20 protein-coding genes and 2 pseudogenes are annotated in these 21,494 nt (G+C 60.4%); 14 read left to right on the forward strand and 8 right to left on the reverse strand.

The features are described from left to right. Positions 1-58 precede the first annotated feature (58 nt). From HBO41_RS14050 to HBO41_RS14060, 3 genes are read left to right on the forward strand one after another with little or no spacing between them, the layout of a single operon-like run. A complete protein-coding gene (locus tag HBO41_RS14050; protein ID WP_017135388.1) occupies positions 59-1,867 on the forward strand; it encodes an ATP-binding protein in 1,809 nt (602 codons plus the stop codon). Then, positions 1,864-3,249 (forward strand): sigma-54 dependent transcriptional regulator, encoded by a 1,386-nt coding sequence (locus HBO41_RS14055; RefSeq protein WP_099549513.1) that lies wholly within the window; start codon positions 1,864-1,866, stop codon positions 3,247-3,249. The genes HBO41_RS14050 and HBO41_RS14055 overlap by 4 nt, the downstream gene beginning before the upstream one ends. Before the next feature lie 17 nt (positions 3,250-3,266). Continuing rightward, complete coding sequence (locus HBO41_RS14060; protein WP_017135386.1) at positions 3,267-3,722, forward strand: thioesterase domain-containing protein; 456 nt, start codon at positions 3,267-3,269, stop codon at positions 3,720-3,722. A 128-nt stretch (positions 3,723-3,850) separates the two neighbouring features. Here the strand turns inward: HBO41_RS14060 and cysQ are convergent, their stop codons facing one another. Both cysQ and nudE read right to left on the reverse strand, forming a co-directional pair. Continuing rightward, on the reverse strand, positions 3,851-4,687 hold the full coding sequence (gene cysQ / locus HBO41_RS14065; protein WP_017135385.1) for a 3'(2'),5'-bisphosphate nucleotidase CysQ: 837 nt from the start codon (positions 4,685-4,687) through the stop codon (positions 3,851-3,853). Continuing rightward, positions 4,684-5,250 carry an ADP compounds hydrolase NudE gene (gene nudE / locus HBO41_RS14070; RefSeq protein ID WP_017135384.1) on the reverse strand — a complete coding sequence of 189 codons (567 nt, stop codon included), beginning with the start codon at positions 5,248-5,250 and terminating at the stop codon, positions 4,684-4,686. The genes cysQ and nudE overlap by 4 nt, the downstream gene beginning before the upstream one ends. Before the next feature lie 87 nt (positions 5,251-5,337). On the opposite strand from nudE, the gene yrfG reads away from it, so the two are divergent. Continuing rightward, the gene (yrfG, locus tag HBO41_RS14075; protein WP_169986652.1) at positions 5,338-6,000 is read left to right on the forward strand and encodes a GMP/IMP nucleotidase; all 663 of its coding nucleotides are present in this window, start codon (positions 5,338-5,340) and stop codon (positions 5,998-6,000) included. A 154-nt stretch (positions 6,001-6,154) separates the two neighbouring features. Here the strand turns inward: yrfG and lysM are convergent, their stop codons facing one another. Then, positions 6,155-6,595, reverse strand: a complete 441-nt coding sequence (gene lysM, locus HBO41_RS14080; RefSeq protein WP_017135382.1) for a peptidoglycan-binding protein LysM — start codon at positions 6,593-6,595, stop codon at positions 6,155-6,157. 234 nt (positions 6,596-6,829) lie between these two features. On the opposite strand from lysM, the gene fdhD reads away from it, so the two are divergent. The 3 genes from fdhD to HBO41_RS14095 all read left to right on the forward strand — a co-directional run bounded on the left by fdhD (position 6,830) and on the right by HBO41_RS14095 (position 10,820). Continuing rightward, positions 6,830-7,669, forward strand: coding sequence for a formate dehydrogenase accessory sulfurtransferase FdhD (gene fdhD / locus HBO41_RS14085; RefSeq protein ID WP_017135381.1), 840 nt, complete (start codon positions 6,830-6,832; stop codon positions 7,667-7,669). Beyond that, positions 7,666-10,014, forward strand: a complete 2,349-nt coding sequence (locus tag HBO41_RS14090) for an FdhF/YdeP family oxidoreductase (protein ID WP_169986654.1) — start codon at positions 7,666-7,668, stop codon at positions 10,012-10,014. The genes fdhD and HBO41_RS14090 overlap by 4 nt, the downstream gene beginning before the upstream one ends. A gap of 326 nt (positions 10,015-10,340) precedes the next feature. Further along, positions 10,341-10,820: a YMGG-like glycine zipper-containing protein gene (locus HBO41_RS14095; protein ID WP_017135379.1), complete on the forward strand. Its 480-nt coding sequence runs from the start codon at positions 10,341-10,343 to the stop codon at positions 10,818-10,820. Between the two features lie 172 nt (positions 10,821-10,992). On the opposite strand, the gene HBO41_RS14100 is transcribed toward HBO41_RS14095, so the two are convergent. Both HBO41_RS14100 and HBO41_RS14105 read right to left on the reverse strand, forming a co-directional pair. Further along, positions 10,993-11,424: a thioesterase family protein gene (locus HBO41_RS14100; protein ID WP_138817299.1), complete on the reverse strand. Its 432-nt coding sequence runs from the start codon at positions 11,422-11,424 to the stop codon at positions 10,993-10,995. Between the two features lie 23 nt (positions 11,425-11,447). Then, positions 11,448-13,385 carry an ATP-dependent DNA helicase RecQ gene (locus HBO41_RS14105; protein WP_169986656.1) on the reverse strand — a complete coding sequence of 646 codons (1,938 nt, stop codon included), beginning with the start codon at positions 13,383-13,385 and terminating at the stop codon, positions 11,448-11,450. A gap of 163 nt (positions 13,386-13,548) precedes the next feature. Between HBO41_RS14105 and HBO41_RS14110 the strand changes: the two genes are divergently transcribed. The 5 genes and pseudogenes from HBO41_RS14110 to HBO41_RS14135 all read left to right on the forward strand — a co-directional run bounded on the left by HBO41_RS14110 (position 13,549) and on the right by HBO41_RS14135 (position 16,468). Beyond that, positions 13,549-13,770 (forward strand): hypothetical protein, encoded by a 222-nt coding sequence (locus tag HBO41_RS14110; RefSeq protein ID WP_138453849.1) that lies wholly within the window; start codon positions 13,549-13,551, stop codon positions 13,768-13,770. Between the two features lie 142 nt (positions 13,771-13,912). Continuing rightward, a pseudogene (locus HBO41_RS14115) lies at positions 13,913-14,035 on the forward strand (serine protease); the annotation flags it as partial. A 175-nt stretch (positions 14,036-14,210) separates the two neighbouring features. After that, positions 14,211-14,333, forward strand: a pseudogene (locus HBO41_RS14125) (serine protease); the annotation flags it as partial. Between the two features lie 756 nt (positions 14,334-15,089). Beyond that, positions 15,090-15,446 carry a DUF1493 family protein gene (locus HBO41_RS14130; RefSeq protein WP_017135374.1) on the forward strand — a complete coding sequence of 119 codons (357 nt, stop codon included), beginning with the start codon at positions 15,090-15,092 and terminating at the stop codon, positions 15,444-15,446. A 158-nt stretch (positions 15,447-15,604) separates the two neighbouring features. Then, positions 15,605-16,468 carry a DMT family transporter gene (locus HBO41_RS14135; RefSeq protein ID WP_262380331.1) on the forward strand — a complete coding sequence of 288 codons (864 nt, stop codon included), beginning with the start codon at positions 15,605-15,607 and terminating at the stop codon, positions 16,466-16,468. A 56-nt stretch (positions 16,469-16,524) separates the two neighbouring features. Here HBO41_RS14135 and HBO41_RS14140 read toward each other — a convergent pair whose 3' ends face one another. After that, entirely contained in the window at positions 16,525-18,066 is a 1,542-nt protein-coding gene (locus tag HBO41_RS14140) for a phosphoenolpyruvate carboxykinase (protein WP_017135372.1), read from the reverse strand. Between the two features lie 179 nt (positions 18,067-18,245). Next, positions 18,246-19,148, reverse strand: a complete 903-nt coding sequence (gene hslO, locus HBO41_RS14145) for an Hsp33 family molecular chaperone HslO (protein ID WP_017135371.1) — start codon at positions 19,146-19,148, stop codon at positions 18,246-18,248. 104 nt (positions 19,149-19,252) lie between these two features. On the opposite strand from hslO, the gene HBO41_RS14150 reads away from it, so the two are divergent. Beyond that, positions 19,253-20,056, forward strand: a complete 804-nt coding sequence (locus HBO41_RS14150; RefSeq protein ID WP_017135370.1) for a phosphatase PAP2 family protein — start codon at positions 19,253-19,255, stop codon at positions 20,054-20,056. A 134-nt stretch (positions 20,057-20,190) separates the two neighbouring features. On the opposite strand, the gene HBO41_RS14155 is transcribed toward HBO41_RS14150, so the two are convergent. Beyond that, positions 20,191-20,598 (reverse strand): RNA-binding S4 domain-containing protein, encoded by a 408-nt coding sequence (locus HBO41_RS14155; protein ID WP_017135369.1) that lies wholly within the window; start codon positions 20,596-20,598, stop codon positions 20,191-20,193. 115 nt (positions 20,599-20,713) lie between these two features. Here HBO41_RS14155 and HBO41_RS14160 point away from each other — a divergent pair, with 115 nt between their 5' ends. After that, positions 20,714-21,493 (forward strand): EAL domain-containing protein, encoded by a 780-nt coding sequence (locus HBO41_RS14160; protein ID WP_169986658.1) that lies wholly within the window; start codon positions 20,714-20,716, stop codon positions 21,491-21,493. The last annotated feature ends 1 nt before the right edge of the window (position 21,494 follow it).

Raw genomic sequence — 21,494 nt, forward strand, 5'->3', positions numbered from 1 at the left:
GTGCCTTGCACGCCGGCCCTAGGCATAATGCGCCTGTTCCCACAGGCGCATGACTCCCATGACTCCACCCCTCCCGCGTAGACCTCGCTGGCGCAGCCTCGCCTTATTGGCGTTGTGCCTGGCACCGCTGCTGTGGCCGCTGGAGCATCTGGCCGAGCGCTATTACCGCAGCGAACTCGCCGGGCAAAACCGTCAGACCCTCGACCTGTACGTCGCCAACCTCCTCGGCACCCTGCACCGCTATGAAGTGCTGCCGCAGATCCTCGGTGACTTGCCGGCCCTGCGCACCGCGCTGGATGCGCCGCAGGTCAGTGCCAACCTGACCAACGCCAACCTGCTGCTCAAGGACGTTGCCGCCCAGGCCGGGGTGGAAGTGATGTACCTGATGGACACCACCGGCAAGACCCTCGCCGCCTCCAACTGGGACAAGCAGGACAGTTTTGTCGACCGTAACTTCTCGTTCCGGCCCTATTTCAGCGAAGCCATGGCCGGGCGCCTGGGACGGTTTTTCGGCCTGGGCACCACCTCGGCCAAACGCGGCTACTTCTTCGCCGCCGCTGTGCGCGATGGCGCCAAAATAATTGGCGTGCTGGTGGTGAAGGTTGACCTGGACCACACCGAAAGCCTATGGGGCAAAACCCCCGAGCAACTGCTGGTGACCGACCACAACGGCGTGGTCATCCTCACCTCACGCCCGCAATGGCGCTTCCGGGCGACCCGGCCGCTCACGGCGCAAGAGCGCCAGGCAATCATCGCCATCCAGCCCTACCCGACCCGCGACCCGCAACCGCTGGCGTTGAGCACCACGGCGTGGCTGCGCCAATCCACGGCCATCGCCGAGACCGGCTGGACCGTGGAAATTCTTGCACCGCGCTCGCTGATCAATCGCCCGGTGCGCACCGTAGTGGCCGTTGGCGGCGCGACGCTGTTGGTGCTGATGTTGCTGCTGGGTTTGATGATGCAGCGCCGTCGCCACTACCTGGAGCGCATCGCCTTCGAAGCCAAGGCCCGCCGCGAACTGGAAGCGCGTGTGATCGAGCGCACCAGCGACCTCGAAGGCCTTAACCGCCGCCTCAAACAGGAGGTGCTGGAGCGTGAGCACGCCCAGCAGGAACTGGTGCGCGCCCAGGATGACCTGGTGCAGGCCGGCAAGCTGTCGGCGCTGGGCACCATGTCGGCGAGTATCAGCCACGAACTCAACCAGCCGCTGGCGGCGATCCGTAGCTACGCGGAAAACGCCGAGATCCTGCTCGACCACGAACGTACCAACGACGCCCGTGGCAATCTCAAGCTGATCAGCGAACTGACCGGGCGCATGGCCTCGATCATCGCGCACTTGCGCGCCTTCGCCCGCCGCGACCGCCACGCCCCGGAAAGCGTAGCCCTGCAACCGGCACTCGACGATGCCCTGGCGTTGCTGGCCAAACGGCGGCGCTCGATGGAAGTCGAGTTGATCCGCGACTTGCCCGAGGCGACCTTGTGGGTGCAAGCCGGCGAAACCCGCCTGCGCCAGGTGCTCGGCAACCTGCTGGCCAACGCCCTCGACGCCCTCACCGAAAAAGGCCCGCCGCGCAAACTGTGGCTGAGTGCCCAAACCACCGAACAGGGCGTCAACCTGTACATTCGCGACAACGGCCCAGGTTTTTGCATGGAAGCCCTGGGCCGCGCCAGCGAGCCGTTCTACACCACCAAGACCCGCACCCAGGGTTTGGGGTTGGGCCTGGCGATCTGTGACACCTTGATGCGTGCCTTTGGCGGCGAATTGTTGTTCGCCAACCACAAGGAAGGCGGCGCACTGTTAACCCTGAAATTGCGTGCCGGCTCGCCGGGCGTGAGTCTGCAACCGTCCGAGGACCGCAGTGTATGAGTATCGATAACCAGATCCAGGTGGTGTTGATCGACGACGATCCACACTTGCGTCAGGCTCTGTGCCAGACCCTGGACCTGGCCGGGCTGAAAGTCCTGACTCTGGGCGAAGCCACGGGCCTCACGGCGCGCCTGTCCCGCGATTGGCCGGGCGTGGTGGTCAGCGATATCCGCATGCCCGGCATGGACGGCCTGGAGCTGCTGGCTGAACTGCACGGCCAGGACCCGGACTTGCCGGTGCTGCTGATAACCGGCCACGGCGATGTGCCGCTGGCGGTGCAAGCCATGCGCGCCGGGGCCTATGACTTCCTCGAAAAACCGTTCGCCAGTGATGCCCTGCTCGACAGTGTGCGCCGCGCGTTGGCCCTGCGCCGCCTGGTGCTGGATAACCGCAGCCTGCGCCTGGCCCTCAGTGATCGCCAGCAACTGAGCACGCGCCTGGTCGGGCATTCGCCGCAGATGCTGCGCTTGCGCGAGCAGATCGGCGCCCTGGCGGCAACCCGCGCCGATGTGTTGATCCTCGGCGAAACCGGCGCCGGCAAAGAAGTGGTGGCCCGCGCCCTCCATGACCTGTCGAGCCGCCGCAGTGGGCCTTTTGTGGCGATCAACGCCGGCGCCCTGGCAGAATCGGTGGTCGAAAGCGAACTGTTCGGCCATGAGCCGGGCGCCTTTACCGGCGCGCAGAAACGCCGCATCGGCAAGTTCGAGTTCGCCAATGGCGGCACGCTGTTCCTCGATGAAATCGAAAGCATGAGCCTGGATGTGCAGGTCAAATTGCTGCGTTTGTTGCAGGAGCGAGTGGTCGAGCGTCTGGGTGGCAATCAGCTGATCCCGCTGGATATCCGCATCATCGCCGCCACCAAGGAAGACCTGCGCCAGTCCGCCGACCAGGGACGCTTCAGGGCCGACTTGTACTACCGTCTCAACGTCGCGCCGCTGCGCATTCCGCCACTGCGCGAGCGCGGTGAAGACGCACTGATGTTGTTCCAGCATTTTGCCGACGAAGCCAGCAGCCGCCACGGCCTGCCGTTGCACGAGCTGCAACCGGGCCAACGTGCCCTGCTGTTGCGCCACAGCTGGCCGGGCAATGTGCGCGAACTGCAAAATGCAGCCGAGCGCTTTGCCCTTGGGCTCGAACTGGCACTGGACGCCACGGCGGACAACCCCGCCGCGGGCGTGCTGACGTCAACCTCTGGCGGTTTGAGCGATCAGGTCGAGCAGTTCGAAAAAAGCCTGATCGCCGCCGAGCTGACCCGCCCCCACAGCTCGGTGCGCAGCCTCGCCGAAGCCCTGGGCCTCCCGCGCAAAACCCTGCACGACAAACTGCGCAAGCACGGCCTGAACTTCGCCGACAGCGCCAGCCACAGCGCCGACGACGAATGACCCGCCAAGAGACCGCCATGAACCGCGACAGCCGCTACCTGGAATCGATCCTTCACCACGACATCCCCCTCACCCGGGAAATGGGCCTCAAGGTGCTCGGCTGGCAACACAGCCAACTGCAGCTGCACCTGCCCTTACAGGCCAATATCAACCACAAGAGCACCATGTTTGGCGGCAGCCTCTATTGCGGCGCCGTATTGGCGGGTTGGGGTTGGCTGCACCTGAAACTGCGCGAAGAAGGTGTCGAAGACGGGCATATCGTGATTCAGGAAGGGCAGATCAGTTATCCACTGCCGGTGACTCAGGATGCGATCGCTATTTGCGCGGCGCCGGAAGACAAAGTGTGGAAGCGCTTTGTGGCGACGTACAAACGCTATGGCCGGGCGCGGTTGGCGTTGGAGACGTGGATTGTGAATGAGGGCAGTGAGGAGCGGGCTGTAGCCTTCACTGGCCAATACGTCCTGCACCGCTAACCGTCACAACACAAAACCAACTGTGGGAGCTGGCTTGCCTGCGATAGCGGTCTTACAGTCACCTCATTAGTGACTGATCTACCGCTATCGCAGGCAAGCCAGCTCCCACATTTTGACCTGTTGTGGCCTTAAGAACGGGCCAGGGTCAGCAGGCGCTCGCGCCACGCTGCCTTGGCCGGCAACGCCAGAAAGAACGGGTTTAACAACGAAGCCCGCGCCGGATAGCTGAACGGCGCACCACTCAACTCCAACACCTCACCACCCGCCCCTTCCAGCACACCCTGGGCTGCGGCCGTGTCCCACTGCGACGTCGGCGCCAGACGCGGGTAGCAATCGGCACTGCCTTCGGCCAACAGGCAGAACTTCAGCGAGCTGCCGATATTCGCCAATTTCAGCTCACCCAAACCTTCGCTCAAGCCACTGAGCAGGCGTTCCTGTTCCGGGCTGCTATGGCGGCGGCTGGCAACCACGGTAAAGGCCTCACCGGCCGCTGGGGTCTGGCGTACCTGGATCTGCTTGGGCGCCTCACTCACGTCCGAGCGCCACGCGCCCAGGCCCGCGCCACCGAAGTAGCAACGGCCACTGGTGGGCATCGACACCACGCCAAACACCACGCGGCCTTGCTCGATCAACGCAATGTTGACGGTAAATTCTTCGCTGCCGGAAATAAACTCCTTGGTGCCATCCAGCGGGTCCACCAACCACCAGCGCTGCCAGCCGGCACGCACGTTCTGGTCGATATCGGCGTCTTCTTCGGACAGCACCGGGATGCTCGGGTCCAGAGCGGTAAGGCCCGCCAGGATCAGATGGTGAGCCGCCAGGTCGGCCGCCGTCACCGGTGAATCATCCGCCTTGGCGGTGACCGCTACGTCCGCGCGCCAATACGGCAGGATGACTTCACCTGCCTGGCGTGCCAGCTCGATCACAGGGGCAATAAACGGATGGCCTAAAAACAGTTCGCTCATGCGACAAAAGCTCCACGCTGGGTCAACAGGTCTCGTACCAAATACAGGGCCGCCAATGCACGGCCTTCACTGAACTGCTCGTTTTGCGCCAGCATCGACAGCTCGCGCAGGTTGACGCGCTCCACACGCATCGGCTCAGGTTCATCGCCTTCCAGGCGCTCTTCATACAGCTCGGTGGCCAGCACCACCTGGATTTTCTGGCTCATATAGCCAGGCGACAAGGACAGTTCGGTAATGTGCTCCAACTGGCGCGCGCCATAACCGGCCTCCTCCTTGAGCTCGCGGTTGGCCGCCGCCAGTACGTCCTCGCCAGGTTCGATCAGGCCCTTGGGCAACGACAATTCATATTCGTCGGTACCGCCGCAGTACTCTTCCACCAGCAACGCGTGGTCGGCATCGATCATCGCCACGATCATCACCGCGCCGTAACCGGCACCGCGGCCTACCAGGCGCTCGTAGGTCCGTTCAACGCCATTGGAAAAGCGCAATTGCACTTCCTCCACGCGGAACAAACGGCTACTGGCGACTATTTCGCGGGCGAGGACGGTGGGTTTCTGGCGCATAAGCGGCTCCTTGGCGTGATCGGGTTACTATACCGTGGCTTTTCCGATTGTCTGTGTCGGATATCTTTACTTACATGAGAACGCCCCATGCCCTCTTTGCCCTGGCACGCCATCGACACCGTCCTGCTGGACATGGACGGCACCTTGCTCGACCTGCACTTCGACAACCACTTCTGGATGGAGCACCTGCCCCAGCGTTACGCCGATTTGCACGGGGTGAGCCGGGCCATGGCCGACATGGAGTTGCAGCCGCTGTTCGAGCGTAACGCCGGACAGTTGCAATGGTATTGCCTGGATTTCTGGAGTGCCGAGCTGAACATTCCGGTGCGCGAACTCAAACTGGAAACCGCCCACCTGATCGCCCTGCGCCCGGACGCGAACACCTTTCTGGCGGCAATCAAACAGGCCGGCAAGCGTGTGATTTTGATCACCAACGCCCATCGTGATTCGCTGTCATTGAAGTTGGAGCGCATTGAACTGGCGCCGTATTTCGAGCGGTTGATCAGTTCCCACGACTACGGGTTCGCCAAGGAACACCGGCAATTCTGGGATGCGTTGCAAGCCGACATCCAGTTCGACCCGGCCCGCAGCCTGTTTATTGATGACACCTTGCCGATCCTGCGCAGTGCGCGCGAGTTTGGCGTGGGGCATTTGCTGGCGGTCAAAGAGCCGGACAGCAAGAAGGGGCCAAAGGACACAGGGGAGTTTGCGGCAGTCGATGATTACAGAGATCTGATTGCCGGGCTCTAATGTAAATGTGGGAATGTGAATGTGGGAGCTGGCCAGTGTGGGAGCTGGGCTTGCCCGCGATGCAGGCACCTCGGTGTATCAGTGATACCGAGGTGATGCTATCGCAGGCAAGCCAGCTCCCACATATACCTGCTCCCACAGTTATGCCTGTGTATTACTCAGGAATACGCAGTGTCTGGCCTGGGTAAATTTTGTTTACATCTTTAAGCAGCGGCTTGTTGGCCTCGAAGATTTTGTTGTACTGGTTGGCATTGCCGTACACCGCCAGGGAAATCGCGCTGAGGGTGTCGCCTTTCTTCACCACAACAAAACGAGCGGCCGTGACCGCGGGGCCGGACACAGTAATCTGGTCATCCACGCTGGCAACACCGGCGATATTACCCGCCGCCAGAAGGATTTTTTCTTTCTCTTCCTGACTGGCAACTTCACCGGTGATCGTCACCTTGTCACCGTCTACGGTGGCGTGAACGTTCGGGTTACCCAGCCCTACCGCTTCGATATGCTTTTTCAACTCTTCGCCAGCATTGGCATTACCCGGCGTCAACAGGTCAATCAACTTCTCGCCTGCTTCCTTAACAAAGCTAAAAATACTCATGGTGCGCTCTCCTTGGGGTTTAAGTTCCAGATGCCCAAGACTAGACCAGTCCTGCAGTCTTGGGTTCCAGGCACGCCAAAGACCCAAACACGCTAGCCTGCGCGCTGGCAGGAATAAGCCCGCAACACGCGCCTTGATCGACGCCATCTATCAATAGATCAGTACAGCCGATTAGACGCGACCCTTTGTCGCGCCTAGTCTAAACATTGATCATTCCCTCGGTGGTACTGCCCCATGAACGCCAAGCGCCCAGTCTGCGCGGCGCCTGCCCTCGAAACGCCCGCGCCGGCCGCCAGCCAGAGCTACCAGTTTTGCAATCTGGAACACACTGAAATTGCCAGCACTGCATTGGCCGAAGAAGTGGCGTTGGCGATTGCCTACAACGACATCAGCCAGGCGGTGATGCTGGTGACGCCCACCGACTTGGAAGACTTTATCGTCGGCTTCAGCATCGGCAGCGGCATTATCGCCGACGTTAGCGATATTTATGATCTAAAACTCAGCGGCACGGGATCTGCCCAATACGCTCACGTACAGATTTCCAGCCGGGCCTTCTGGAACCTCAAGCAGCAACGCCGCCAGTTGGCCGGCACCAGCGGCTGCGGCCTGTGCGGCGTAGAGGCCGTAGAACAAGCCTTGCCGGACCTGCAAGTGCTGCCCGGTGCGCCCTTGCCGCCCGCCGAATGGCTCGACGGCCTGCGCCAACGCATCAGCGCGTTTCAGCCCTTGGGCCAGTACAGCGGCGCGGTGCATGCGGCGATCTTTATGAATAACCAGGGCGAGTTGCTGATGGGCCGCGAAGACATCGGCCGGCATAACGCCCTGGATAAATTGATCGGCGCGCTGATCCGCCAAAAAATTCCGACCGACGGCGGCCTGGCCATTGTCACCAGCCGCTGCAGCCTCGAATTGATTCAAAAAGTGTTGCGCGCAGGCATCCAGACCCTGGTCAGCCTGTCGTCGCCCACCGGCCTGGCCCTGCAATGGGCGCGCCGGCACAACCTCAATCTCATCCACCTGCCGCAGAAAAGTGCGCCGCGGGTCTACAGCCCTGCGATGGAGAACCAGCCATGAGCCTGCATCACCAAGCCGACCAAACCCCGACTCCGCGCTACAAGCCTTACAAAGGCCCGGCCGGCGGCTGGGGCGCACTGATCAGCGTGGCGCAGGCCTGGCTGACCAGCGACAACGCCATGAAAAACCTGCGCATGATGCTCAAGACCAACCAGAACGGCGGTTTCGACTGCCCTGGCTGCGCCTGGGGCGACTCGCCGGAAAGCGGCATGGTCAAGTTCTGCGAGAACGGCGCCAAGGCGGTCAACTGGGAAGCCACCAAGCGCCGTGTGGACGCGGCCTTCTTCGCCAAGCACAGCGTGACTGCACTGCTGGAGCAGAGTGACTACTGGCTGGAATACCAGGGCCGCCTGACCGAGCCGATGCGCTACGACGCCGAGACCGATCGCTATAAAGCCATCAGCTGGGATGCCGCCTTTGACCTGATCGGCAAGCACCTCAACGCCCTGCCAAGCCCGGACATGGCCGAGTTCTACACCTCGGGCCGGGCCAGCAACGAAGCAGCGTACCTGTACCAGCTGTTTGTGCGCGCCTACGGCACCAACAATTTCCCGGACTGCTCGAACATGTGCCACGAAGCCAGCGGCGTCGCCCTGGCGCAAAGTGTGGGCGTAGGCAAAGGCACCGTGACCTTTGATGACTTCGAACATGCCGATGCGATTTTCGTCTGGGGCCAGAACCCCGGCACCAACCACCCGCGCATGCTTGAGCCGCTGCGCGAAGCGGTAAAACGTGGCGCCCAGGTGGTGTGCATCAACCCGCTCAAAGAGCGTGGCCTGGAACGCTTCCAGCACCCACAACACCCGCTGGAAATGCTCACCAACGGCGACAAACCGACCAACACCGCGTACTTCCGCCCGGCACTGGGTGGCGACATGGCCATCCTGCGCGGCATGGCCAAGTTCCTGCTGCTGTGGGAACGCCAGGCCCAGGCCGAAGGCAAAGCGGCGGTGTTCGACCACGACTTCCTCAATGAACACAGCGTCAACGTGCTGGAGTACCTGGGCCAGATCGACGACACCCCATGGGATGAAATCGTCGCGCAGTCCGGCCTCACCCTGGTCGAGATCGAGCAAGCGGCGCGCATGTACGCCAAAGGCAAAAACGTGATCATGTGCTGGGCGATGGGCATTACCCAGCATCGCCATTCGGTGCCGACCATCCAGGAAATCGCCAACCTGATGCTGCTGCGCGGCAACATCGGCCGCCCAGGCGCTGGGCTGTGCCCGGTGCGCGGCCACAGTAACGTGCAGGGCGACCGCACCATGGGCATCAACGAACGCCCGCCGGTGGCGTTTTTGGATTCGCTGGAGCGCCGCTTCCAGTTCCAGGTGCCGCGTACCAATGGCCACAACGTGGTCGAAGCGATCCACGCCATGCTCGAAGGCCGCTCCAAGGTGTTTATCGGCCTGGGCGGCAACTTCGCCCAAGCCACGCCAGACAGCCCGCGCACCTTTGAAGCCCTGCGCAGTTGCGACCTGACAGTGCAGATCAGCACCAAACTCAACCGCAGCCACCTGATGCACGGCAAAGACGCGCTGATCCTGCCGTGCCTGGGCCGTACCGACATCGATATCCAGGCCGACGGCCCGCAAGCCGTGACAGTGGAAGACTCGTTCAGCATGGTGCACGGCTCCAATGGCCAGTTGCAGCCGCTGTCGAAGCTGATGAAGTCCGAGCCGGCGATTCTGGCCGGGATCGCCGCCGCCACGTTGGGCAGCAAGCCGGTGGACTGGAACTGGCTGGTGGCCGACTACGGGCGCATCCGCGACTTGATCGCCGATACTATCCCAGGCTTCAAGGACTTCAACGAACGCATCAAACACCCAGGCGGTTTCTACCTGGGCAACTCCGCCGGTGCACGCCGCTGGAACACGCCGTCGGGCCGCGCCAATTTCCGTCCGAACGTGCTGCCCAAAGACCTGATCCACGAACGCACCCACGCCACAGGGCGGGTGCCGGACCTGATCATGCAATCGATGCGTTCCCACGATCAGTACAACACCACCATTTATGGCCTGGACGACCGCTACCGTGGGGTCAAAGGCCAGCGTGACGTGCTGTTCGTCAACGAAGCCGACATCATCCGCCTGGGCTTCAAGCCGGGTCAGAAGGCTGACATTGTGTCGCTGTGGGAAGATGGCCGCGAGCGCCGCGTGAAGGGCTTTACCTTGCTGGCGTTTGATATTCCGGCGGGCCAGGCGGCGGCGTACTACCCGGAAGTGAACCCGCTGGTGCCGCTGGAAAGCACCGGGGATGGCAGCCATACGCCGACGTCGAAGTTCGTGGCGATTTGCCTGGAAGCGGCGAGCGACAGTGGCTTGATCATGGCCCGTTCAGCCTAAGCAGAGTCCCTCGTGGCGAGGGAGCTTGCTCCCGCTCGGGTGCGTAGCGCCCGTAATAATGTTGGGGTCGCTGCGCAACCCAGCGCGAGCTTGCTCCCTCGCCACAAGAGAACAATGCCGGCAGTTTTACTCAGGCACAAAAAAAGCCGCTTTTGCATAAAAGCGGCCCTTCCGAAGTAGCTAAAGACTCACAAAATCGACTTAAGTTCCCTATACAAAACAGCAACTTAGCAAATTGTATACAACCTCTACCGCCGGTCGGTTTTCGATTGTCAGCGCCTCGATACAACCTCAGGATCGCGCCGTCATCCTCTTGAGGTCTCTCTATGAAGTTCTCCTCGATTCTCTTGTTGTCCCTTGGCCTGGTCAGTGGCGCAGCCATGGCCGGTGGCACCACCGAAGCCGGTGTGGGCGGCGCATTGGGCGGGGTTCTAGGTTCGGTTGTCGGCCAGCAGTTGGGCGGCAACACAGGTTCCACCATCGGCGCAGCCTTGGGTGGCGCAGGCGGCAGTGCGGTGGGTGCCGATAGACGCAGCCGTGGCGAAGCCGCCATTGGTGGCGCACTGGGCGCAGCCGGCGGCAACGTCGTGGGCCGCAGCATGGGCGGCAGCACCGGCGCACTGGTCGGCTCAGCAGCCGGCGGTGGTGCAGGTGGCGCGCTGGGCAACTACATGGGCAACAAGAGCGATGACGACGACCGCCGCTACCGCGGGCGTGACAACCGTCGTTATGACCGTGATGACCACCGTGGACGCGGGCATGCCTATGGGCATCGCAAGAACAAGCATCACTACCGTCATCGGTAAGTTCTAAAGAACACAGCTGGCCCCCTGTGGGAGCTGGCTTGCCGGGTCGCCGCATCGCTGCGATAGCGGTGGGTCAGGGTTAGATGTGCGTCCTGACCCACCGCTATCGCAGCGATGCGGCGACCCGACAAGCCAGCTCCCACATTTGACTTTCATTGCATGAAAAAGGGCCTCATACCACCAACCGCTCCAACGCCTCGCGCAACTTCCCCGCAATCGCCACCGGCTGGTTCGACGCCCGGTCCACAAACACATGCACAAAGCGCCCCGCCGCACAGGCTTCATCCTCGCCGGCCTTGAACACCGCCAATTCATATTGCACCGAGCTGTTACCCAGTTTGCCCACCCGCAGGCCGATATCCAGCCGATCCGGAAACGCGATCGAAGCAAAATAATCGCACGCCGAACTCACCACAAACCCCACCACCTCACCGTCATGAATATCCAGCCCACCTTCTTCAATCAGGTAGGTATTCACCGCCGTGTCGAAAAAGCTGTAATAAGTGACGTTGTTCACATGGCCATACACATCGTTGTCGTGCCAACGCGTGATGATCGGCTGGAAGTGACGGTAGTCGGCGCGTTGCGGCATTGAGTCAGGCATGGGCGGTTCTCTGGAAAGTGGGTTTACAGGTCATTCAGGTGGGCTTGCGCCCACTCACGCACCTCGGCGTATGGGTAGTCCTCCAGCGCAGCAAAACCCGGTATGCCCCGCGCCTTCAGCTTGGTAAACAGCGGCACGCTGATACCGCCGAGAAACCGCGCCAGCCGTTCCGCTTCTGGCAGGCTCATGGTGTGCTCATGATGCCTGTGGATAAAATCACCGCACAGCCCCATGAAGTTTTTATCCACAAGTGGCGGCAAACTCGGCGGCGGCGGCAAATGTGCGACGTGGCCGTGGCATACCGAACAATGCCCGCAGCGTTGAGGGGCATTTTCATCACCAAAGTACTTGGCCAGACGCTGCCCCAGGCAATGCTCGGTAGCAAAAAGCTCGAGCATGGCGTGGATCCGCGCCACTTCCGTCACTTCATGGTGCTTGAAGCCTGTGTATAACTCGGCGCTCAGCACCCGTGGATCAAAGTCGGTATCGAGCAGGCTGTAGACCTCGGTCATCTGCTTGCTTTCCAGCTCAATCAGGCCCTGTTCCTGGAAGTAGTCCAGCGCCTTCACCACCCGGCTGCGCTCGGCATTGTGCTGTTGGTACAGCGCATCGAAATCCACCGTCGCCCAGGTTTTGGCGCGTTTACATACCTGGATGATCGCCGCGACAAACTGCTGCCGCTCGCCGGAAAACCGCGCCAGCAACGCCTCGGGCTCGATCAGGTATTTGAAGCGGTATTCGGCGTAAAACGCATAACGCGGTGCGATCACACCCTTGAGCTCCAACTGCACCAGCAGCGTCTTGAGCGGCAGCTCGCGGATGTTGCTGTGGTCCGACAGCGACCTCAGCAGGAACTCCCACTGGCCCTCGCTTCGCGCCGCCTGCAACTCCTCCAGTACACGGCGAATGCCCTCCTGCTCCGGCGTATCGCCATACACAAAGTTTTCCAGCACATTGAGGCTGTCGCGGTTGGCCAGCACCAGGCAATCGGACGGCTGTCCATCACGCCCGGCGCGGCCGATTTCCTGGCTGTAGTTCTCGATAGACTTGGGCAGGTCGAAGTGCACCACGTTGCGAATATCACTCTTGTCGATGCCCATGCCGAACGCGATGGTGGCAACAATGCAATTGGAGCGCCCGCCCATGAAACGCTGTTGGATACCTTCGCGTTTATCGTGGGGCAACCCGGCGTGATACGCCTCGGCCTGGATGCCATTGCGGTTCAGGTGTTCGGCAATCTGCTCGGCGGTTTTTTGCAACGTGACGTAAACGATGCTCGGCTGATTGGCCCGCGCGCTCATCCACTCGACCAATCGCCGGCGTTTGTCGTGGCCGCTCACCGGCTCTACCAACAAGTTGAGATTGGGCCGGTAGAAGCCCGTGGTGATCACATCATCCGGCGCAATGGCGAACTTGGCCTGCATGTCGGCAATCACCTTGGGCGTGGCTGTAGCCGTCAGCAGCAGCGCTTGTGGGATATTGAACTGGCGCTGGTAGTCCGGCAGCTTCAGATAGTCCGGGCGGAAGTTGTGGCCCCATTCGGAAATACAGTGCGCCTCATCCACCACCAACAAGGAAATCTGCACGCTTTGCAGGAAGTTACGGAAGCGCTCGTTCTTTAAGCGCTCCACGGAAATCATCAAAATCTTCAACTCACCCGAACGCGCGCGGGCCATCACCTCATTGGCATCTTCACGGCTCTGCGCCGAATCGATACTGCCAGCACAAATGCCATGGCGTTGCAGGAAACCCAACTGGTCCTGCATCAGCGCCAACAGCGGCGACACCACCAGCGTCAGGTGCGGCAACAGCACCGCCGACAGCTGATAACACAAAGACTTGCCGGAACCAGTGGGGAAAATAGCGGCAGCCGAACGACCGGCCAGCACCGCGCTGATCGCGGCCTCCTGGCCCAAACGAAACTGTGGGTAACCAAAGACCTGTTGGAGGGTGTTGTGCATAAGCTGTCACTCCATTGACCGCTGAACGAGTCAAAAACATAGACCAGCGATCAGTAAAAGGTCGGGGATAAACGCTACAAACTGATACAGAGAAAACCAGCAAGACCGCGCAAAAATGCAGACAGTAGCACGCTTGATTACAAGCCCCGACAAGGAGTCGTGAATGTCTCGCATGCCACCGTTTTCTTTGCTCCTCGCAATGCCCTTGCTGCTGATGGGCTGTGCAACGCCGCCGAAACCCACCTCCGAGCAACTGGCCGTGCATGCCTTTGAAACGCCCGAATACTTCTCCGCAAATGCACTGCCTATCGTCAAGGCATCCACCCTCTATGCCCAGTTGATCCCCATGCAGTCTGTCGACGACCGTCCCATGACCCCGTCCTGACTGATCGTTCCTCACGCTCTGCGTGGGAATGCCGCCTGGGACGCTCCGCGTCCCACCACGCGCGCCCGGCTTTAACCTTGGGCATTGGTGACGCAGAGCGTCACGGGAGGCATTCCCACGCAGGAGCGTGGGAACGATCTAAAAAATGACCCCGCAGCAGGTTCGCGAACGCTTGCTCAGCACCGCCAATCGGACGGGCATCTATGCCAACAGCGAAGCCTACGGACGCGGGTTGATGGACCTGGATGCGGCTTCGCGTCTGTAGGATTGGCGATGGCCGTCCCTTGAAGCCGTTCTGACTGATCGTTCCGCACGCTCTGCGTGGGAATGCCGCCCGGGACGCTCCGCGTCCCACCTCCGCGCACGGCTTTAAGCTTGGGCACTGGTGACGCAGAGCGTCACGGGAGGCATTCCCACGCAGGAGCGTGGGAACGATCTAAAAAATGACCCCGCAGCAGGTTCGCGAACGCTTGCTCAGCACCGCCAATCGGACGGGCATCTATGCCAACAGCGAAGCCTACGGACGCGGGTTGATGGACCTGGATGCGGCTTCGCGTCTGTAGGATTGGCGATGGCCGTCCCTTGAAGCCGTTCTGACTGATCGTTCCGCACGCTCTGCGTGGGAATGCCGCCCGGGACGCTCCGCGTCCCACCTCCGCGCACGGCTTTAAGCTTGGGCATTGGTGACGCAGAGCGTCACGGGAGGCGTTCCCACGCAGGAGCGGGGGAACGATCAGGAAACCTGTGGGAGTCGGGCTTGCCCGCGATGGCGGTGTGTCAGGCAGGGAAATATTGCCTGACACACCGCCATCGCGGGCAAGCCCGGCTCCCACATTGGCTGGGTGTTGCCAAAAAAAACACTGTCAAACCGCAAATGCCGGAAAGCTTTGTGGGAAGCAGACAAACACCGTGTAGTCCTCTTCCCAAACTGATCAAAACACCTGCCAAGCCCTCTACATAACCTCCCTTCACATGACCGAAACTAGTGACCTCTCAACTGTCCCGGCAAAAACCGTGAACATCGAAAGGACTCAACGATGGTCGACTACAGCTCTTGGGGCTCGCTCCTCATTCTTATTGCCCTTACTGTCCTGCTCGATAGTAAGTTGAAGCATCCCGAGCTCAGAAAATGGTTCGGACTGGCCCTCATCCTCACCGGACCAATGCTTCTAATCGTCGCCACTTCCTGGCTGAGCGAATTACAATTCGACAGTCTTCCGACATTCGCCTTTATCATTGGCATCCGTCTCTTTTTCACCCGAAACAAATTCCGTCGCCAACGCAATCCTCCCCCCCACCCACTCCTGCGTGCCCCCACCATGAACCTGGCCCCCAACTTCCCCGAAGACCCCGTGATGCAGCAGCTTCTGCAACTGTTGCACGAAGAAATCGGCCTGCCGAAGCACAAGACCCTGCGCCTCGAAACCTCGATCAACCTCGAGCTCGGCTGCGACGGCGCCGAGGCCAAGCAATTGATGGAAGCGATGGAGCAAGAGTTTGCCCTCGACTTGGGCGACTACGATGCTTATCGTTACTTCAAACCGCCGGTGTTCGATGTGTTCCTCAAGCGCCGCGCCAAGGGCCGGGGCGATAAGGTGCCGCTGACCATCGGCATGCTCTACCTGGCGATCAAGACCCATAGTTGGGATACGCAAACCCTGGAAAACTTGAGCTGATCCCAAGACCACCGAATACCGGTGTGGGAGCTGGCTTGCCTGCGATGGCATCACCTCGGTATTACTGACAGACCGAGTCGCCTGAATCGCGGCGGTGCGACGATTCGACAAGCCCGGCTCCCACACTGAAGTTGCTGACACAACAACAAGGACCTTACATGGACGTAATAATGGGCCTGCTGGCCGCCCTGCTCTGGGGCGGCACGGACTTTCTCGTGGGCCTCAACGCCCGAGCCGTGGGCGTTAAACGCGCGGTGTATTTCGGCCAAGCTCTTGGCTTTTTGATCATGACGCTGTTGCTGGTGATCTTCCCGGCTTTCCTGTTCAAATCCCTGAATGCCCCGTTGAGCGTCTGGTTCCTGGGCATCACCGCCGCCCTGCTCACCGTCTCCGGCGCGCTGGCACTGTCCAAGGCCTTCGCCCTGGGCAAAGCCGCCATCGTCGCGCCATTGGTGACCTCTTACGGCGTAGTCACCACCCTGCTGTCCTGGGCCAGCGGCGAACACATCAACCTGATCCAACTCGGCTGCATCGGCCTGTGCGTAATCGGCGTGATCCTGTCCAGCATCCACAAGGACAACGGCACGCCCCACAACAACCCGCGCCAGTCCATCGCCTACGCCATGCTCGCCGCCTTGCTGTACGGCACCAGCTTCTGGTTGCAAGGTCGCTACACGCTGCCGGCGCTGGGGCCGATCACCATGTTGTGGCTGGGTTACCTGGTGGGCCTGTGCGTGCTGGTGGTGATGGTGCTGAAGATCAAGGACGGCCTGAAGATCCCGCCGTTGAAAAACTGCGCAACCTTGACCGGTGCGAGCCTGATGAACCTCGGCGGGTTCTCGGCGTTTTCCTGGGGCGCGATGGCGGGCTCGGTTTCGGTGGTGACGGTGATCAGTACATTGTCCGGCGGGATTGCGGCGATTCTGGGGTATGTGTTTTTCAAGGAGCGGTTGTCGGCGGTGCAGGTGCTGGGCGTTGCATTAGTGCTGGTCGGCGCCGTGGTTTTGCATATCGCCATCTAACCTGTCGCCCACAAAAAAGCCGCCCCGGAGGGCGGCTTTTTCACAACAACCGAACCTTACAACTTAGGCCCGGCCGCCTTGATCGCATCGCTCACTTCAAACTTCTTGAAGTTCTCGATGAACAGACCAGCCAGCGCTTTCGCCGCTTCGTCGTAGGCAGCCTTGTCAGCCCAGGTGTTACGTGGGTTCAACAGGCCGGTATCAACGCCCGGTACGGCCAAAGGCACGTCGAGGTTGATGGTGTCGAGGTGTTCGGTTTGTGCACCGATCAACGCGCCGCTCTGGATCGCTGCGATCACGCCGCGAGTGGTCGGGATGTTGAAGCGCTTGCCGACACCGTAGCCGCCGCCGGTCCAGCCGGTGTTGACCAGGTAGACCTTGGAGCCGAAGCCGCGCACACGCTTGATCAGCAGTTCTGCGTATTCACCGGCTGGGCGTGGGAAGAACGGCGCGCCGAAGCAGGTGGAGAAGGTCGACTTGATGCCGCTGCCCGAACCCATTTCGGTCGAGCCCACCAAAGCGGTGTAGCCGGACAGGAAGTGGTAGGCCGCTTGTTCTTCGCTGAGGATCGAGACGGGCGGCAGTACGCCGGTCAGGTCACAGGTCAGGAAGATCACAGCGTTTGGCTCGCCGCCCAGGTTCTTCTCGGAACGCTTGGCAACGTGCTCCAGCGGGTAGGCGGCGCGGCTGTTCTGGGTCAGGCTGACGTTGGTGTAGTCGGCGTGCTTGGCATCGTCGATCACCACGTTTTCAAGCACGGTGCCGTGCTTGATGGCTTTCCAGATTACCGGCTCGTTCTTCTCGGAGAGGTCGATGCACTTGGCATAGCAACCGCCTTCGATGTTGAACACCACGCCTTCGCCCCAGCCGTGTTCATCGTCACCGATCAGGTAACGGCTTTCGTCAGCCGACAGGGTGGTTTTACCGGTGCCCGACAGACCGAAGAACAGAGTCACGTCGCCGGCTTCGCCGATGTTGGCGGCGCAGTGCATTGGCAGCACGTCGGCGGCCGGCAGCAGGAAGTTCTGCACCGAGAACATGGCTTTTTTCATTTCACCGGCGTAACGCATGCCGGCGATCAGCACTTTTTTCTGTGCGAAATTGAGGATCACGCAACCATCGGAGTTGGTGCCGTCACGCTCTGGCACGCATTCGAAGTTGGCGACGTTAAGCACTTGCCACTCATCACGGCCGGCTGGGTTGTACTGGGCCGGGTTGATGAACAGGCAACGACCGAACAGGTTCTGCCAGGCAGTCTGGGTGGTCATTTTCACGGCCAGGTAGTGGTCTTCTGCAGCCCCTACGTGAACATGGGAAACGAAATGCTCTTGCGCGTTGTTGAATGCCTCGACGCGAGCCCACAGGGCATCGAACTTGTCGGCCGGGAACTTGCGGTTGATCGGGCCCCAGGCAATTGCGTCCTGGGTGGAAGGCTCTTCAACGATGAAACGGTCAACCGGCGAACGACCGGTGCGGTGACCGGTTTCTACGACCAGCGCGCCAGTATCGGCAAGCACGCCTTCACCGCGCTGCAGGGCTTCTTTGACCAGATCGTCAACACTCAGATCGGTGTATACGGCGTTATTGGCTTGCGTCATGAGGTTCCCCGTCGGCCTATGGCCGAGTGCTCCAAACGTTTTGTAGTAGAAAGTTGCGCACTACTACCGCGAAAAAAGTGGGCCGGATTATGCCAGAAAAGCCCAAAAAGAGTAGGGTCCTCCCGTCAGAACTGCGCTAATCCGGCGTTTGTCAGGTGATTTACCTGTGCTTAAACGTTTTAGTGGCGGGTGTCGGAGGGGGTGTCGATGCCTGCGCCGGCGAATAATTGGGCTACATCGGCCGCATCGAACAGGTAGCGCTGGTTGCAGAATTGGCAGTCGATCTCGATATTGCCGCCATGTTCCACCACCAATTGCTGCGCATCTTCCAGGCCCAGGCTAACCAAGGCGTTGGCCGAGCGCTCACGTGAACAACTGCAACGGAAGCGCAGGCCCTGGGCGTCGAACAGGCGCACGGCTTCTTCGTGGTAAAGGCGATGCAGGATGGTTTCGTTATCCAGGCCCAGCAGTTCTTCAGCCGTCAGGGTGCCGGCCAGGGCGGTCAGTTTGCGCCAGCTGTCGGTGCGCTCATCGTCGTCCTTGATGCGATCAGCCGGCAATTGCTGAAGCAGCAGGCCACGGGCGCGCTTGCCGTCAGCGTTGAGCCAGAATTTGGTGCCGACCTGCTGGGACATCACGAAATAGTTGGTGAAACAGTCCGATAGGGTTTCGCCGTCGAGGTCGACGATGCCCTGGTAACGCTGGCCTTCGGTGGGGTCGACGGTGATCGCCAGCACGCCATTGGCCATCAGGTCTGACAAGGTCGCGTCCGGGGCGATCTGGTCGGCTTCGTAACGGGCCAGGCCACGGATTTCGCGCTCGCTGGAGCACTCGATCATCAACATCGGCACCGGGCCTTCGGAACGGGCCTGCAAGATCAGCAAACCATCGAACTTCATGGTGCCTACCAGCAGCGAGGCCGCCGCCATCAGCTCACCGAGCAGCTGCGCAACCGGCTCCGGATAGGGGTGCTTGGCAAGGACTTCGGCATAGCTGCGCTCCAGCGAGACCAGTTCGCCGCGGGCGTCGTTCTCATCGAAGATGAAGCGTTGGGTGAAGTCGGTATCCGGTAGATCAGTCATAGGTCTGGGTATCTGAATTGATGACAAATTGGTTACAAGGTTTATAGAATTAAACGCTTTGGCACCTTTTTGGTGCGTTTTTACAGAGCGAAGAGGGACAGTTTATGAACAATCCGGGTTTGTTCCAAGCCAGGTGGAACCTCCGGGGGTGGGCCTTTTGCAATCTAGTCGCTATCGGGCTGCTGTGTTTTTGGCTGTGGCCCACGGGACAGATGCTGTGTGTGGTTTTCGACGAATGGCTGTTTCATCTGCTTAATGACCCATTGGCAAGCAATTCGACATGGTTGCATGTGTGGGCGGTGGCCAGTTTGCGACCGTTTGATGCCGTGGTTGGGGTGATTTTGCTGGCACTGCTGATTCGCGGCGACTGGGTGTTCAAGGCCATTCAGGTGCGACAGGCATTCTTCGGTTTCCTCAGCATTCTGCTGCTGTTGCTATTTATCCGTATGCTGTTTTCCAAGCTCACGGCGCAAATGGGCTGGCAGCACAACAGCCCGTCGATGGTGATCAGCGGCGCGATTCATATGAGCGATTATTTCCCGGGCCTGGAGAAAACCTGGGAGTTGAAGGATCGTTCCAGCCAGAGCTTCCCGGGCGATCATGCGTCGGTTCTGCTGATCTGGGGCATGTTCATGACGGTGTTTGCCCAGCGTTTCACCCAAGTAGTGGTGATCTGGGGCTTGGCATTGTTGTTCATGATGCCGCGGCTGGTGGCGGGCGCACATTGGGGCCAGGACGACTACATCGGCGGAGTGCTGCTGGCGTTGCTGGCGTTGGGGTGGGGGTATTACACGCCGTTTGCGGCGAAAGTGTCGGGGTTGCTGATACGGGTGACGGCGCCGGTTTTCGGGTTGCTCGGGAAGCTGCCAGTCATCGGGCGGTTGAGTGTCATGCGCATAGCCGCGTAACACCGCAGCCCTAATGTGAGAGCTGGCTTGCCTGCGATAGCGGGGGGTCAGCCACCCTCTCAGTCACTGACCCACCGCTATCGCAGGCAAGCCAGCTCCCACATTGTTGATCTCCTTTTGAAGGGAGATCCGTGTCAATCATCATTGCCGCTGCCGCGAAACTTGAACAGATCACGCCGCTGCTTCTTGCTCGGCTTGCCGTCGGTGGTCATGCCGGTTGCGCCAGCCTTACGCATAGCCGCCGCATTTTCGCGCTTTGCGATGCTGGCTTCGGTTTCGGCATACAACGCCTGCGCCTCAGGCGCGCCACGACGCACGACAGACAGTGCCTGCACCACCACAGTCTTTTCGTCAAAACCTGTACGAATCTGCAGCTCGTCTCCGACGCGCGGTTCCTTGCCCGGCTTGCAGCGCTCGCCGCGATGGTGCACCTTGCCGCTCTCGATGGCCGCCTTGGCCAGGGCACGGGTTTTATAAAAACGCGCCGCCCACAACCACTTGTCCAAACGGACCTTTTCTTCCTCTTCCTGCTTTTGAGCCACTTGAATTCCTCGCTCTGAAAAATGTCGCAACTTTACCGTTGAACCCCTTCAACGCATAAATCCCAAGCCTCACCTAAGATACGCCAGACACCCCCTGTTTTCGCGAGGATACGCTGTGACCGACTTTCCCACCTCACTCACCTCGCCCAACCAGCGTTGCGTAGGTTGCCAGCAAAGCGAAGACTTGGGTTTCGATTTTTCCTTCGCCTACCAGCCTATCGTAGACCTTCGCGACCGGTCGATTTTTGCCCACGAAGCATTGGTGCGCGGTATTCACGGTGAAGGGGCGTTGTCGGTGCTGGACCAGGTCAACGACAGCAACCGTTATCGCTTTGACCAACGCTGCCGTACTCAGGCGATTGCGGGGGCCGCCGCGTTGGGAATGCAAAGCTATCTTTCGATCAACTTCATGCCCAATGCCGTGTACCGGCCGGAGCTGTGCATTCGCAGCACGCTGGAGTCGGCCCGTGCGCATAATTTCCCGCTGGATCGGTTGATTTTCGAAACCCTTGAAAACGAGCATGTAGATAACTATCGCCATTTGACCAATATTCTGCGTGAATACCGCGAATTCGGCTTCAAGACCGCCATCGATGACTTCGGCGCCGGCTATTCGGGGCTGAACCTGCTGGCCGATTTCCAACCCGACTTGATCAAACTCGACATGGCGCTGATTCGCGATGTAGACCAGGATCGTGTCCGGCAGGTTATTGTCCAGGGGATTGTCACAATCTGTGAGCAGTTGGGCGTTACTGTCATTGCCGAAGGTATCGAAAGTGCCGGCGAGCGCGACTTTCTGTCCGACTGCGGAATATTTCTGATGCAGGGCTACTGGTTCGCCAGGCCTGCATTCAAAGCCCTGGCCGAGGTTTCCCCTCAGGCCTGGGCGAACTGAC

The sequence above is a fragment of the Pseudomonas sp. WS 5146 genome (assembly GCF_012985495.1).
Lineage (GTDB): Bacteria > Pseudomonadota > Gammaproteobacteria > Pseudomonadales > Pseudomonadaceae > Aquipseudomonas > Aquipseudomonas edaphica.